The 14,279-nt window shown below is 63.8% G+C and carries 12 protein-coding genes; 4 read left to right on the top strand and 8 right to left on the bottom strand.

What is annotated here, in order from left to right; translation table 11 throughout:
• Entirely contained in the window at positions 1-1,662 is a 1,662-nt protein-coding gene (locus RCH10_RS16410; protein WP_409053201.1) for a transglycosylase SLT domain-containing protein, read from the bottom strand.
• Positions 1,659-2,450: a hydroxyacylglutathione hydrolase gene (gene gloB / locus RCH10_RS16405; RefSeq protein ID WP_409053200.1), complete on the bottom strand. Its 792-nt coding sequence runs from the start codon at positions 2,448-2,450 to the stop codon at positions 1,659-1,661. Before gloB ends, RCH10_RS16410 begins: the two co-directional genes overlap by 4 nt.
• Here gloB and RCH10_RS16400 point away from each other — a divergent pair.
• Both RCH10_RS16400 and rnhA read left to right on the top strand, forming a co-directional pair.
• On the top strand, positions 2,449-3,246 hold the full coding sequence (locus RCH10_RS16400) for a class I SAM-dependent methyltransferase (RefSeq protein WP_409053199.1): 798 nt from the start codon (positions 2,449-2,451) through the stop codon (positions 3,244-3,246). The two genes, gloB and RCH10_RS16400, sit on opposite strands and share 2 nt — an antisense overlap.
• A gap of 2 nt (positions 3,247-3,248) precedes the next feature.
• Positions 3,249-3,698 (top strand): ribonuclease HI, encoded by a 450-nt coding sequence (rnhA, locus tag RCH10_RS16395; RefSeq protein WP_323497791.1) that lies wholly within the window; start codon positions 3,249-3,251, stop codon positions 3,696-3,698.
• A gap of 186 nt (positions 3,699-3,884) precedes the next feature.
• Here rnhA and glp read toward each other — a convergent pair whose 3' ends face one another.
• From glp to RCH10_RS16370, 5 genes are all read right to left on the bottom strand, one after another.
• Positions 3,885-5,246, bottom strand: a complete 1,362-nt coding sequence (gene glp, locus RCH10_RS16390; protein ID WP_409053198.1) for a gephyrin-like molybdotransferase Glp — start codon at positions 5,244-5,246, stop codon at positions 3,885-3,887.
• On the bottom strand, positions 5,243-5,917 hold the full coding sequence (gene mobA, locus RCH10_RS16385) for a molybdenum cofactor guanylyltransferase MobA (RefSeq protein WP_409053197.1): 675 nt from the start codon (positions 5,915-5,917) through the stop codon (positions 5,243-5,245). Before mobA ends, glp begins: the two co-directional genes overlap by 4 nt.
• Positions 5,914-7,089: a GTP 3',8-cyclase MoaA gene (gene moaA / locus RCH10_RS16380; RefSeq protein ID WP_409053196.1), complete on the bottom strand. Its 1,176-nt coding sequence runs from the start codon at positions 7,087-7,089 to the stop codon at positions 5,914-5,916. Before moaA ends, mobA begins: the two co-directional genes overlap by 4 nt.
• Positions 7,090-7,115: 26 nt before the next feature.
• Positions 7,116-8,549, bottom strand: a complete 1,434-nt coding sequence (locus RCH10_RS16375; RefSeq protein WP_323497766.1) for an aldehyde dehydrogenase family protein — start codon at positions 8,547-8,549, stop codon at positions 7,116-7,118.
• Between the two features lie 143 nt (positions 8,550-8,692).
• A complete protein-coding gene (locus RCH10_RS16370) occupies positions 8,693-9,253 on the bottom strand; it encodes a peroxiredoxin (protein WP_409053195.1) in 561 nt (186 codons plus the stop codon).
• Between the two features lie 115 nt (positions 9,254-9,368).
• Here RCH10_RS16370 and RCH10_RS16365 point away from each other — a divergent pair, with 115 nt between their 5' ends.
• Both RCH10_RS16365 and RCH10_RS16360 read left to right on the top strand, forming a co-directional pair.
• On the top strand, positions 9,369-10,967 hold the full coding sequence (locus tag RCH10_RS16365; protein ID WP_409053194.1) for a phospholipase D family protein: 1,599 nt from the start codon (positions 9,369-9,371) through the stop codon (positions 10,965-10,967).
• A 102-nt stretch (positions 10,968-11,069) separates the two neighbouring features.
• Complete coding sequence (locus RCH10_RS16360) at positions 11,070-11,627, top strand: hypothetical protein (protein ID WP_187051702.1); 558 nt, start codon at positions 11,070-11,072, stop codon at positions 11,625-11,627.
• Between the two features lie 63 nt (positions 11,628-11,690).
• Here RCH10_RS16360 and RCH10_RS16355 read toward each other — a convergent pair whose 3' ends face one another.
• Positions 11,691-14,195: a sodium-translocating pyrophosphatase gene (locus tag RCH10_RS16355; RefSeq protein ID WP_409053193.1), complete on the bottom strand. Its 2,505-nt coding sequence runs from the start codon at positions 14,193-14,195 to the stop codon at positions 11,691-11,693.
• Positions 14,196-14,279: the final 84 nt, after the last annotated feature.

The following is a 14,279-nucleotide window of genomic DNA, read 5'->3' as shown; positions in this document are numbered from 1 at the left end:
TCAGCGCTTCTTCCTGACCGGCTCGCCGCCGCGCTTCTCGCGCACCACGGTCTTGCTGCTCGCCGGAACCTTGTCGATCTTCGGCTTGCCGGAAGTGCCCTTGGCAACCGGCGCCGGCACGCGCTGGCTCACGGCCTGCACGCGCGACTGACCGCGTGGCGCGGATGCCGTTTGCGGAGCGCGCTGTGACTTCGCCGCGCGATCGTGGCGTCCAGCATGAATCAACTGTGCGTTGCCGGTGCCGACGTGCGCTGCCCGTGCCGCCTGAATCGGCAAATACACGACCACCTGATAGCCGCGCGGAAACGCATGGTTGGGCTTGACGTCGTTCCAGTCAGCCACGTTGGTGGCGCTCAGACGGTAACGCTGCGCAATGCTCGCGACGCTGTCGTTGCGGCCGGCCTTGACGGTGGTTTTGCGGGTGACGATCTCCGGTTGAAAGCTCAGCTGGCCGGTGTCGGCAACGACGGCCGCCACGTCTTCAAGCACCTTGGCCGAGCGCGGCACGATCAACGTCGAGCCGGTCTTGATGAGCATGCGCGGCGGTATCGCGTTGATCGATCGAAGGTCGACTTCGCTCATGCCGGCGCGTTGGGCGGCGTCGGCTACCGTCATGGTCGTGGGCACGATCCATGCGGTCCAGCTCGCATATTGACCTTGCGTGTAAGCCTCGAAGTTGCGCTGGAATACGGCCGCGTTATCCCAGGGCAAAAGGATCTGTGGCGTGCCGGCGGCCAGCAACACCGGCTTGTGCGCGGCCGGGTTCAGTGCGCGAAAGTCTTCGATGCGCGTGTCGGCCAGCTTGGCGGCGAGGTTCACGTCGAGGTCTCGCGTGAGCGTCACCGACTGAAAGTACGGGTGGTTGGCAATCAGCGGCAGCTCGGTGTTGAAAGCCTGCGGATTGGCGACGATGTTTTTCACTGCCTGCAGCTTGGGCACGTACATGCGCGTCTCGGCTGGCATTTGCAGGTCGCTGTAGGTGGTCGGCAAGCCCAGCTTCTGGTTCTTTGCAATGGCACGGCTGACGCTGCCTTCGCCCCAGTTGTAGGCGGCGAGCGCCAGTTGCCAGTCGCCGAACATGCCGTAGAGCTTTTGCAGGTAGTCGAGCGCGGCGCGGGTCGATGCCAGCACATCGCGCCGGTCGTCTCGAAACACGTTTTGCTTCAGGTCGTAGTCAGTGCCTGTCGCAGGCATGAACTGCCACATGCCGGCCGCGCGGGCGCTCGACACGGCTTGCGGGTTGAAGGCGCTTTCGATGAAGGGGAGCAGGGCGATCTCGGTCGGCATGTCGCGACGCTCGAGTTCTTCGACGACGTGAAAGATGTACTTGTTCGAGCGCTCGGTCATGCGCTGGATGTAGTCGGGCCGCGTGGCATACCACTGCTCGCGGTCGTGCACGGCCTCGTTGTCGAGATTCGGCATCTTGAAGCCGCGGCGAATGCGGTCCCACATGTCGGTCGGCGGCGCGAGCGGCATGACGTTCAGCGATGTGGCTTTGCCTGCCGTGATCGGTTGCAGCGGACCACCGGGATAGGTGGCTGCGGCGCCTCTGGTACCGCCGGAAGTCGAGCCGGTACCCGTGGAGGAAGAAGGCGATGTGGGCGTTGCGCAGCCCGCGAGCAGCAAGGCGCCTGCGACGCAGGCAGCAATGAGAAATTTCATCGGAAGTCGTTTTTCCATTGGCGCAGTGCGGCGAACACGTCGGCTTCGACCGCGTTGGCAGGAAGCTCGGCATGCGCGCGCACCGCTCGAAGGACAGTGGCTTCGCGGCTGCGAAGAAAGGGGTTGATCCGGCGCTCGATCGCGAGTTGCGAAGGCAGCGTCGGTTGCCCGAGTGCACGCAATGCTTCGCACTGCGCGTTGTAGTGAGTCAGTTCGGTGTTCGCTGGTTCCACCGCCTGGGCAAAGCGGAGGTTAGCAAGTGTGTACTCGTGGCCACAGCACACGCGTGTTGCGTCGGGCAAAGCGCTCAGCGCATCGAGCGAAGACAGCATCTGCGCCGGCGTGCCTTCGAACAGGCGACCACAGCCGCCAGAGAAGAGCGTGTCGCCGCAAAACAGCAACGGCGCTGCCTCGTGGCCCGCGGATTCCTGTGCCGGCAGAAAAAAGGCAATGTGGCCCGCGGTGTGACCGGGGATGTCGATCACTTCGAATCTGAGACCGAGCGTTTCTGCGTGATCGCCTTGCTTCAGTGGTGTGAACGGCTCGGGAATGTTCTCGCGCGCAGGGCCGAAAACCCTGGCGCCGGTGGCAGCATGCAGCTCGGCCACGCCGCCAGTGTGATCGGCGTGATGGTGCGTGACTAAAATCGCGGCGAGTTGCAGGTTGTCGCGCTTCAGTGCGTCGAAAACCGGTTTGGCTTGGCCCGGATCCACCACGATCGCGTTGCGCCCGTCGTGCAGCATCCAGATGTAGTTGTCGGTAAAAGCGGGTAGCGGAACGAGGTTCATGAGCGGTCAAATTATAGATTTGCACAAGTGGTTCGAGACCCCTCCGGGCCGCTATCTGCTGGCGTGGGAGCAGGCGCAGTTCGACCACGCGGTAGCCGACATCTTCGGCTATCACGCTTTGCAGCTCGGCGTGCCCGAAATCGAAGGCCTTCGCACCAACCGCATGCCGCACCGCTGGCTGGCGGTGGCCGACCCTGCACAGGCCAATTTGCGCCCGCGCCTGCGTGGTTCGCTCATCACCGATTTTGCGGCGCTGCCCTTTTCGGCCAACAGCCTCGACCTGGTCGTGCTGCCGCACTCGCTGGAGCTCAGTGCAGATCCGCATGCAACTCTGCGCGAGGTCGAAAGGGTGCTGGTGCCCGAAGGCCGCGTGGTCATTTGTGGGCTGAATCCATCGAGCCTTTGGGGCATGCGGCAGCGGCGCGCTCACCTGTACCGGCACCTCGGCTTCGGCCAGTTGTTTTTGCCGGAGGCCGGTGAGTTCATCGGCTTCAGGCGCATGCGCGACTGGCTGCGACTGCTCAGCTTCGAAGTCGAGTCGGGGCGATTCGGCGCGTACCGCCCGGCCGTCAACAGCGAGACCTGGCTCGAACGTTGCCGCTGGATGGACACGGCCGGCGAGCGCTGGTGGCCCATCTTCGGCGCAGTCTATTTTTTGGTCGCAGTCAAGCGCGTGCGCGGCATGCGGCTGCTCAGTGCCGACTGGCGTCGCGCCTCGGCACGCGCTACGGCGCCGGTGCCCATTGCAGGTAAGGTCCACCGGTCGCCTTCCTCAAAAAACGAAAGAAGCATTTGAGTTTGGACGAAGTCGTTATCTACACCGACGGTGCTTGCAAGGGCAACCCGGGACCAGGTGGGTGGGGTGCCTGGCTCAAGTCGGGGCTCACCGAAAAAGAGTTGTTTGGCGGCGAACTCGCCACCACCAACAACCGCATGGAGCTGACCGCCGTCATCGAAGGCCTCACTGCCCTCAAGCGACCATGCAAGGTGGTGCTGTACCTCGACAGCCAGTACGTGCGCATGGGCATCATGGAGTGGGTGCATGGCTGGAAACGTAAGGGCTGGCGCACCGCGAGCGGTCAGCCGGTAAAAAATGTCGAGCTATGGCAGCGGCTCGACAAGCTGGTGCAGGAGGGCGGGCATCAGATCGAATGGCGCTGGGTCAAGGGCCACTCGGGTGACCCGGGCAACGAGCGCGCCGACATGCTGGCGAACAAGGGCGTCGAGCGGGCGCTCGGGCGGCTCTAGGCCGTTCGCTCGGCCAGTTCGTTCAGTCGGTTCAGCCGACGTCGTCCGCTTGCGATCGCGCAAAGCGTTCAAGCTTCCAGCACGAACATCGAATCCGCCGGCTCACCGCCGCGAAAGAAATAGTCGCCCGATGCGAGTTCGACTACAGGCAAGGCTGCATCGGCGCCTCTCGGTCTTTGAGGTCGTCTAGATCAGGCCGTCGAACATCATCACGTCGACTTCGTCACCGGCGGCGACATTGCCTTGCTCATGGTGCAACACGACCAACCCGTTGGCTTCGACCATGGAACTCAAGATGCCCGAGCCCTGGTTGCCGGCGATGCGCACTTCTGGCAAGGCGCCCGGCTTCGTCTGGATCAAGCCGCGCTGGTATTCGGTACGACCCGGCTTCTTGCGGATCGGGCCGGCGCTGCGCGCTCGCAGCAGGGGCAGCGGTGCGCTCGCCGCGCCGTGGCAACCCATCATCCGCAGCAAGGCAGGGCGAACCAGAACGAGAAAGGTCACCATCGCCGCGACCGGGTTGCCGGGCAATCCGAAGAGGAGTGCGGGCGCGGCGCCAACATCATTCTGGTCGCGCGCAATCAATCCAACGGCGAGCGGTCGGCCGGGTCGCATCGCGACGTTCCAGAACGCGACGTCGCCGTGTCGTTCCATCACCGCACGCGTATGGTCGGCCGCGCCCATGCTCACGCCGCCGCTGGTGATGATGGCGTCGGCTTCGCGTGCGGCCCTCTGCAGCGTGTCGGCGAGCGCAATCGGGTCGTCGCGGACCAGGCCGAGGTCGATCACCTCGCAGCCGAGGCGGCTCAGCAAGCCGAACAGCGTGTAGCGATTGCTGTCGTACACCGCGCCTTCGCGCGGCGCTTCGCCGAGGCTCAGGATCTCGTCGCCGGTTGAAAAGTAGGCGACGCGCAATCGGCGCACCACCGGCACCATCGGCAGCCCGAGGCTCGCGACCAGGCCGAGCGCGGCTGGCGACAGTCGCGCTCCGTGCGTCAAAGCGGGCTGGCCTTGCATCAGGTCTTCACCTGCAAAACGGCGGTTATCGCCGCGGTGCAAAGCATTCGCGGGGAAGGTGATCCGGTCGCCTTCGATCCGACAGAACTCTTGCGGAACCACGGTATCGAGTCCTGTGGGCATGACAGCGCCGGTCATGATGCGAACCGCGTCGGTGGCTGCCAGCCGTCCGTGCCACGGTGCGCCGGCCAATGCGGTGCCCACCACGCGAAGGCTCAACGAACCTTCCGCAGCGTCCGACAGCAGTGCGCCACCGAATGCATAGCCGTCCATGGCGGAGTTGTCGTGCGGCGGCACGCTGACGGGCGAGACGATATCTTCGGACAGCACGCGACCCAGTGCATCGCGTAAAGCGATGCGTTCTGCTTGCGGAACGGCGGCCTGCTCTGTCAGCCGCTCCAGAAACGCCAGTGCGCTTGCAACGCTCAGGGAGGCTGCGTCATGGCCGTGGGCTGTATCGACAGTCGAATCAGCGACCGAAGCGGCGACTGGCGCTGCAAGAGACGCGGCGATGTCTGCAATGCGGGTCATCGCGCTTGCATTGCGTGCAACTCGTCCAGCGTGTTCGCGTTAAGGAAGGCGTCGGGCGCGTCGCCGGGGCGATCGAAGGGCACGAGCACCGTGCGGTGCTGGGCCGTCCATGCGCCGACTTTGCGCCCATCTCGCTGCATGAAGCGCTGTAGGCTGTCGCGCAAATCTGCAGGGGCATCGGTGCGCGAATTGATATGCGGCCTTGCACGCAGAAGGCAGAACACGGGCTGAGGCCGAAGCTTCGGCGTGCCTTCATCCGACTCTGAGTGTCCTGCTGCCATCGCCATGGTGATGTCGGCGTCTGCATCGACCATCGCGTCGGCCAGGCGACGCGCCAGATCGTGCGGGAAGAGCGGCGTATCGCAAGGCACGGTCAGCAGATATTCGGTTTCGCAATGCGCCAGGCCGGTCAGAAAGCCCGCCAACGGCCCGGCGTAGTCGGCCGGTTCATCATCCGGCCACACCGGAAATCCGAACGTTTCATAGGTCGGCAGATTGCGATTGGCATTGATGACAACGCGCCCGACCTGCAGCGCAAGGCGCGATGCCGCGCATGCACCGAGCGGAACCCGATTGAACTTCTGCAACCCCTTGTCGACACCCCCCATGCGCGACCCGCGTCCGCCCGCGAGCACCAGCCCGGTGACATCGGCGAGGGGGATTGCGGTCATCCGCCGATATAGCTCATCTCGACACGGCGCTGCGTGGCCGCCGAGTCGCCGTCGTCGTCCGAGCCCGGATCACCGGCTGCACGAAGCGCCCGCAATTCCGAGTACCGATCGGCGCGCCCTTGCCAGATGTTGCCGATGTGCGAGACGATCTGTTCGTCGCTCGCGTCACCGCGCAACAGCGGCCTCAAATCATGTCCGCTGTGCGCGAAGAGGCAGAGATAGAGCTGTCCTTCGGTCGACAGGCGCGCGCGGCTGCAGTCGCTGCAGAAAGCCTGAGTCACGCTGCTGATCACGCCGATTTCGCCGCGCCCGTCGGCATAGGCCCAGCGCTGTGCAGTCTCGCCCGGAGTGCTCGCGTCGAGCGGCACCAAGGGGAACTCGGCGGCTATGCGTGCGACCACGTCCGACGATGGCATGACTTCGTCCATGCGCCAGCCGTTGGTCGCGCCGACGTCCATGTACTCGATAAAGCGAAGCACCACGCGGCCGCCGTAGTGATCGCGAAAGTAGCGCGCCATCGGCACGATTTCCTGATCGTTGGTGCCGCGCTTCACAACCATGTTGATCTTGATGGGGCCGAGCCCGGCGGCCACTGCCGCATCGATGCCGGCGAGCACATCGGCCACCGGAAAGTCGACGTCGTTCATGCGGCGGAACACGGTGTCGTCGAGGCCGTCGAGACTAACGGTCACGCGCTGCAGGCCGGCCGCCTTGAGCGCAGCAGCCTTGCGCGCCAGCAACGACGCGTTGGTGGTGAGCGTGAGGTCGAGCGGCGCACCTTCGGGCGTGCCGTCGTTCCATCGGATCGCCGCGAGCTGTGAAATCAGCACATCGATGTTCTTGCGCAGCAATGGCTCGCCGCCGGTCAGCCGGATCTTGCGCACGCCGTGAAGCGCGAAGAGCCGCGCCAGTCTCGTGATCTCTTCGAAGCTCAGGAGCGCACTGTGCGGCAGGTAGTCGTAGTTTTTGTCGAACACGTCTTTCGGCATGCAGTAGCTGCAACGGAAGTTGCAGCGGTCGGTCACGCTGATGCGCAAGTCGGTGAGCGGACGGCCGAGCCGGTCGACCAGATGCCCAGTCGCCGCAACCACTGCGTCGCTCACGACATTGCCAACCGAAGCCGTCCGCAAGCGGCTGCGCTCGTCGACAAGAGGGATCACGCGTGCGTTCATGGCTCGGTTGTATGCGGGCGGGCGACTCAGCCGTGTCGGACGGCAACGGTCTTGAGCGTGGTGAACCCATAAAGGGCCTCGAAGCCCTTTTCGCGACCGTAGCCCGATGACTTGACGCCACCGAAAGGCAACTCCACACCACCACCCGCACCGTAGTTGTTGATGAACACCTGGCCGGCGCGCACCCGCTTGGCCATGCGGAACTGGCGTGCACCGTTGGCGGTCCACACGCCGGCCACGAGTCCGAACTGCGTCGCGTTGGCGAGCGCCACCGCTTCATCCTCGTCGCGGAACTGCATTGCTGCGAGCACGGGGCCAAAGACTTCCTCCTGCGCCAGCCGATGCATCACCGGCACATCGCGCAACAGCGTGGGCGCTTGATAAAAGCCGGTGTCGGGCGCTTCGTCGACCACAACGCCTTGCGCCACCATCGGAATGTCGGCGTGCTGCGCGTCCGAGAGAAAATCCCATACGCGTTGCTGCTGCGATTGCCGAATAAGCGGGCCGACGTCGAGGTCCATCGCGGCCGGGCCGACGCGCAGCGCAGAGAACGCATGGCCGAGGCGCTCGAGCAGCAGCTCGTAGATGTCGCGCTCGATCAGCACGCGTGAGCCGGCCGAACAGGTCTGGCCGGCGTTCTGCACGATTGCGTTGATGAGCACCGGAATGGCGGCGTTGATGTCGGCATCGGCAAAGATGATCTGCGGGCTCTTGCCGCCGAGCTCCAGCGTGACTGGGCAATGACGCTCTGCTGCGATCTGCTGGATCAACGTGCCAATCTTCGGGCTGCCGGTGAAGCTGATGTGATCGATGCCTTCATGGCGCGCAAGGGCATCGCCCGCTTCATGGCCGTAGCCGGTCACGATGTTCAGCGCACCCGGCGGAAAGCCTGCTTCGGCGGCCAGTTGCGCCACGCGGATAAGCGACAGGCAGGCGTCTTCGGCCGGCTTGACCACGCACACGTTGCCTGCGGCCAGCGCACCGCCCACGCTGCGCCCGAAGATCTGCATCGGGTAGTTCCACGGAATGATGTGGCCGGTGACGCCGTGCGGCTCGCGCCAGGTGAAGACGCTATAGCCTTCTTGGTAAGGGATGGTTTCGCCGTGGAACTTGTCGCAGGCACCGGCGTAGAACTCGAAGTAGCGCACCAGCGCCAACGCATCGGCACGGGCTTGCTTGACCGGCTTGCCGCAATCGCGCTGTTCGAGCAGCGCAAGTTCGTCGACGTGCTCGGCGATCTTTTGCGAGAGCTTGTAGAGCAAGCGGCCGCGGTCGGCCGCGCTGACTTTGCTCCAGGTGCTTTCAAAGCAATCGCGTGCCGCGCGAACGGCGCTGTCGATGTCGTCGGCGTTGCTGCGTTGCAGTTCTTCGAAGATCTGACCGTCTGATGGATCAATGACGGGCAGGGTGCGCCCGGACGACGAGGCCACGCTCGTGTTGGCGATGTAATTAAGTTGCATCGATGAATTCTCGCGCAAGGTCGATAGACGTTGCAGCCATGTTGCCGATGTCCGGTTGCTGCGCCGATGCTTTTCACTGCGCGGCGCAAATATTTCAGTCGCTTTCGGCGCTTCACGGCAGAGGGTGCGGCGCTGCCAGGGCGTCAGCGCGCCGGCGCTTTCTGCAAGGCGCGCACGGCCTCCAGCATTCGCTCGACGTGCTTGTCCGGGTTGAGGTTCTGGTAGTAATAGGCAACCTTGCCATCCGACGAGATCATATAAGAGAGTCGATTGGCGAAATCGGGCCGCGTCTGCATGAGAGCGTCGAAGCCCTGGATAACGGTCTTGGACTCGTCCGAGGCCACTGGAAACCGGCTCTGGCACGCGCGGACCGAAAATTTCGATAACGTGCCGATGTCGTCTGCGGAGACGCCGATCACCGTGGCACCGAGCGCAGCAAATTTGTCTGTCGCTTCGGCGAAGGCATGCGCTTCGATCGAACAATCTGCCGAGTCGGCTGCCGGGAAGAAGTAGACGACCACCGGGCCTTTGGCCAGTGCCTCGGCAAGCGAGTAGCGAAAGGTCTTTCCACCCAGCGCCGCGTTGGCGGTGAACTTAGGTGCGGTGTCGCCGATGTCCAACGCAGCGAAAGCAGGCTGAGCCGTCAGCAAAACAACGGCAATCGGCACACAGCGTGAGAGGATGGTTCGAACGAAATGGGCCATGGTGTAACTCCCGGCGAGTGGCCGCCGAATTCTAGAGTGCGCAGTTTTGCGGGCGCGCGTTGAAACCAGCATGCACCCAGTGGCGTACTCGAAGCAGCGAACACGAAAGAAAAGCATGAAAACACTCTCCCGACTCTCTGCTTTCATGCACTTGCGGTGGCTGCGCGCTTTGCTGGCACTGTCGGCCATCGCCATGCTCGGTGCGTGCGGCTCGTTGCCGCCGATGCGCGAACGTGCGATGGTGACATCGGCCCCAGCCGATCCGTCGACCGCGCTGGCCACGATAGCCGCTGCCTCCACGCCGCCGGGCGAACACTCCGGCTTTCGGCTGATGCCATTGGGCGTGTACTCGCTCGATGCGCGCATTCAATTGGCGCAGCGCGCCCAGCGATCGCTGGTGGTGCAGTACTACCAGCTCGAAAACGACGCGGTCGGTCGCTTGTTGCTGCGTTCGTTGCGCGAGGCGGCGCTGCGCGGGGTCAAGGTGCGTGTGCTGGTCGACGATCTCTACACGGTGAAGAGCCAGCAGCTGTTGCTCGCGCTTTCGGAGACGCAGAACGTCGACGTGCGGCTCTACAACCCATTCTGCTGTGGCCGCAACGGCTTCATCTCACGCTTCGCTGCCTCGCCGCATGAAATCGGCCGGCTCAACCATCGCATGCACAACAAGCTTTTCATCGCCGACGGCACGATGGCGGTTGTGGGCGGTCGCAACATTGCCGACGAGTATTTCGTCTTGAGCGAAGCGCAGAACTTTATCGACATGGATGCGCTGATCATCGGCAAGGTGGTGCCGCAGTTCGAGACCATCTTCGACGGCTACTGGAACAGCGAACAGGTCCGGCCGATCGAAGAAATAGTCACGCCGGAGGGGGGCCAAAAGCTCACGGGCGCCGACTTCGACAGCTGGGTTGGCATGGCCGCGCCGGCGCCGAAGATCGAGCTGCCGCCATCAGACATCCTCGGCTATGGCCCGATCGGCGAAGAACTCGATGGCGGCCGGTTGGGCCTGCTGTGGGGCGAAGCACTTGCCATTGCCGACCCAGCGAGCAAGCCGACTTACATGACTGAAGACGAGGCGGTTGCGACCAGCGTCACGATGAAGGTGTGGGGCCTGCTGCTCGATGCCAAGACCGATGTCGAACTGACTTCGCCCTACCTGGTTCCGGGCGAGAAGGGCATGGCGGCGTTCGAAGATCTGGCCAAGCGCAACGTCAAGCTCACGCTGCTCACCAATTCGCTGGCGGCCAACGACGAGCCGCTGGTTCACACTGGCTATGCACGCTACCGCGAGCGCCTGCTCAAAACCGGTGCAGACGTGTACGAGCTGAGCCCGGAGCGCACCACGGCGAGCAAGCGATTCGGATCGTTCGGCAAGTCGCTCGGTCGGCTCCACGCCAAAACGGCCGCGATCGACAAGCGGCGCGTCTTCATTGGATCGATGAACCTCGACCCACGCTCGGCCAGCCAGAACACCGAAATGGGCGTGGTCGTCGACAGTCCGCAACTGGCACGCGAAATGCTCCGGATCATCAATATCAGCAAACTGCAAAACTCGTACCGGCTGCGGCTCACCAAACCCGCCGGAACGCTCGAATGGCTGACGACCGATGGCGAAAACGAAATGATCCTGACGACCGAGCCGGAATCCGGCTTTTTCAAGCGGCTCTATAACTCTTTGATCGCGCCGATAGTCCCGGAAATGCTGCTGTAGTTGTGTACTTATTGCTGTCTACCCACTGTCAAAAAACCAATATACAGTTAGAAACAATTGGTGCGACGGGCGCGCCAGCAACCGTTTTTCAGGATGAACGCAGTGAGCAACTCTCGGCAAGTGGTCATGCAAGTCGTCAAGCGCTCCGGTGAGGCAGCGCACCACGTCGAGTTCACCCTCGACGACAACTTTTCGGAACGGCTGCGGCAGCTGCGGACGTTGGTGCCGCCGCTCAACGGGCTGAACAAGCAACGGGACCTCGTTATCGACAAAGTGCGCGCGCGACTGCCTTCGGCAGTGTGGCGTTGCGGTGCGGCAGGAGAAGAACCCAGCGCCGTCGATGGTTCGTGCATCGTGATCGCGGCAGAAGGCTTCTTCAACTGCGGAGCCAAGGATCGCAAGTCCAAGGAGAAGCTGGTGACTTACACCTTCCCGATCCAGCGGCTTGTCGAACTGCACGCTGAGCGCGCCAACGGCGAAACGTTCTTTATCCGAAACGGTATTTTCACGAACGACGAGCCGGCCGATTCATCTGCGGGACGTTGGGTCGCCGCGCTGCATGAATTTGCCGACTCTCGGCTGCCCGAGGGGCCGTCGCAGTTCGACACGCTGCCGGGCGCACCTGATACGCGCCAGCCGAGCATGAGCGAGCTGAACTGAGACCGGCCCACTCGCAGCAGGCCCAAGCTCAAGCCCAAGCCCGGTCTCAGGACTTGAGCATCATCAGGATTTGATCTTCACCTCGACACGGCGCGCTTCGGCCGCCGGCCCGTCAACCTGAGACTGCTCGGGCTTGGAAAGCTCGATCTTGTCGGCAGGTGCACCCGCTGCCTTCAGCGCGTCACTCACCGCCATTGCCCGCTGCCTGGCCAGCTCCGCATTGGTCGCCGCATCGCCGCTGGCGTCGTGATAGCCGCTCACCAGAACCGTGCTGCCGCTTTGAACCGCTTTGACGACATCTGCCAGCGCTTCCTTGCCGCCGGGTGCGATTTCCGATTTGCCGGTCTGGAAGTAGAACTTCACTATGCCGTTCTCGACCTTGACCGATGCGGCTTCGATGGCCGCGACCGCACCGGCAGCAGCAGCGGGTGCGGCAGCCGCGGCGGGTGCTGGCGCCATCGCGGCGGGTGGCGTTTCGATCTTTAATGGAACGGCGGCCGCGGCATCGCCACCGTGGAACTTGACCACCAGCGGCACGATCAGCAGCGCCACGATGTTGATGATCTTGATCAGCGGGTTGATTGCCGGACCGGCCGTGTCTTTGTAGGGGTCGCCCACGGTGTCGCCGGTGACCGCGGCCTTGTGCGCTTCGGAACCCTTGCCGCCGTGATGGCCGTCTTCGATGTATTTCTTGGCGTTATCCCAGGCGCCGCCGCCCGTGCACATGCTGATGGCGACGAAAAGTCCAGTGACGATTGTTCCCATCAGCAGGCCCCCGAGCGCTTTCGGTCCGAGCACCAGGCCGACGATGATCGGCACCACGACCGGCAGCAGCGAAGGGATCATCATTTCCTTGATGGCCGCACCGGTCAGCATACTCACGGCCCTGCCGTACTCTGGCTTGCCCGTGCCGTCCATGATCCCGGGAATCTCGCGGAACTGGCGACGCACTTCCTCGACCACCGCCCCGGCGGCGCGGCCCACCGCCTCCATCGCCATCGCGCCGAACAGGTAGGGAATCAGGCCGCCGATGAAGAGACCGACGATCACCATCGGGTCGCTCAGGTTGAAGCTGATCGCCTGGCCATAGCTTTCGAGCTTGTGCGTGTAGTCGGCGAAGAGCACCAGTGCAGCCAGGCCGGCCGAGCCGATCGCGTAGCCCTTGGTCACCGCCTTGGTGGTATTGCCGACCGCGTCGAGCGGGTCGGTCACGCTGCGCACGCTCTCCGGCAGGCCGGCCATTTCGGCGATGCCGCCGGCGTTGTCGGTGATCGGCCCGTACGCGTCGAGCGCGACCACGATACCGGCCATCGACAGCATCGAGGTGGCAGCTACCGCAATGCCGAACAGGCCGGCGAGCGAATACGACGCGAGGATCGCGATGCAAACGAAAATCACTGGCCAGGCCGTCGAGCGCATCGACACGCCGAGGCCCGCGATGATGTTGGTACCGTGGCCGGTGGTGGAGGCCTGCGCGATGTGCTGCACCGGCTTGTATTGCGTGCCGGTGTAGTACTCGGTGATCCAGACCAAAGCGGCGGTCAGCGCAAGGCCGACGAAGCAGGCGCCAAATAGTTTCAGCTGGCTGCCGCTGGCAGCTACGGCGTTGTCCGGAATGAGCCAACTCGTGACGAACCAGAAGGCGATCAGCGACAGGATGCCGGCGACGGCCAGCCCTTTGTAGAGCGCCGGCATCACGTTCACCATGCCCGGCGACGCCTTCACGAAGAAGCAGCCGATGATCGACGCGATGATCGACACCGCGCCCAGCGCCAATGGGTACAGCACCGCGTTGATCGGGGCTGTCGTGATCATCAGCGCGCCGAGCACCATGGTGGCGATGAGCGTCACGGCGTAGGTTTCGAACAGGTCGGCAGCCATGCCGGCGCAATCGCCAACGTTGTCGCCGACGTTGTCTGCGATCACCGCCGGGTTGCGCGGGTCGTCTTCCGGAATGCCGGCTTCGACCTTGCCTACCAGGTCGGCGCCGACGTCGGCACCCTTGGTGAAGATGCCGCCACCGAGCCGCGCGAAGATCGAGATCAGCGAAGAGCCAAAGGCGAAGCCGATGAGCGGGTTCAGCAGCGTCGCGAGGTTGGCGCCGGGCGCCGCGCTACCGACCAGAAACCAAAAGAAGCCAGCAACGCCCAGGAGGCCGAGGCCGACGACCAGCATGCCGGTGATTGCGCCGCCGCGAAACGCCACATCGAGCGCCGGTCCGATGCCGTGGGTCGCCGCCTGCGCTGTCCGCACGTTGGCCCGCACAGACACATTCATGCCGATGAAGCCGCAGGCACCCGACAGCACCGCACCGATGATGAAGCCTACCGCTGTGGTGACGTCGAGAAAGAGTCCGATAAGTACCGCGAGCACGACGCCGACGATGGCGATGGTTCGGTACTGCTTGGCGAGGTACGCGGCGGCACCCGTCTGGATCGCAGCCGCGATCTCCTGCATTCGGGCGTTGCCCGGGTCTTTGGAAAGTATCCAGCTGCGAGCCCAGATCCCGTAGCCAACGGCCACCAGGCCGCAGACCATGGCGAGTATCAGGGGAGTGTTGCCGATCATGCGTTTGCTTCTCCATCGTTCGTTGCGATTGAAAGAAACGGAAAGCACGCGGAACCCTGCGCGCAACGCGTACGGGACCTTGGA

The organism is Variovorax sp. GrIS 2.14, from assembly GCF_046115955.1.
In the GTDB taxonomy this organism is placed as follows: Bacteria; Pseudomonadota; Gammaproteobacteria; order Burkholderiales; family Burkholderiaceae_C; genus Variovorax.
The sequence above is the reverse complement of the archived record's forward strand: the minus strand, read 5'-3'. Positions and strand labels throughout refer to the sequence as shown.

Bases quoted from the DNA above. Each gene is read 5' to 3' on its own strand.
- RCH10_RS16410 (WP_409053201.1), bottom strand. From the start codon at position 1,662: ATGAAATTTCTCATTGCTGCCTGCGTCGCAGGCGCCTTGCTGCTCGCG.
- RCH10_RS16400 (WP_409053199.1), top strand. From the start codon at position 2,449: ATGAGCGGTCAAATTATAGATTTGCACAAGTGGTTCGAGACCCCTCCG.
- gloB (WP_409053200.1), bottom strand. From the start codon at position 2,450: ATGAACCTCGTTCCGCTACCCGCTTTTACCGACAACTACATCTGGATG.
- glp (WP_409053198.1), bottom strand. From the start codon at position 5,246: ATGACCCGCATTGCAGACATCGCCGCGTCTCTTGCAGCGCCAGTCGCC.
- mobA (WP_409053197.1), bottom strand. From the start codon at position 5,917: ATGACCGCAATCCCCCTCGCCGATGTCACCGGGCTGGTGCTCGCGGGC.
- moaA (WP_409053196.1), bottom strand. From the start codon at position 7,089: ATGAACGCACGCGTGATCCCTCTTGTCGACGAGCGCAGCCGCTTGCGG.
- RCH10_RS16375 (WP_323497766.1), bottom strand. From the start codon at position 8,549: ATGCAACTTAATTACATCGCCAACACGAGCGTGGCCTCGTCGTCCGGG.
- RCH10_RS16370 (WP_409053195.1), bottom strand. From the start codon at position 9,253: ATGGCCCATTTCGTTCGAACCATCCTCTCACGCTGTGTGCCGATTGCC.
- RCH10_RS16365 (WP_409053194.1), top strand. From the start codon at position 9,369: ATGAAAACACTCTCCCGACTCTCTGCTTTCATGCACTTGCGGTGGCTG.
- RCH10_RS16355 (WP_409053193.1), bottom strand. From the start codon at position 14,195: ATGATCGGCAACACTCCCCTGATACTCGCCATGGTCTGCGGCCTGGTG.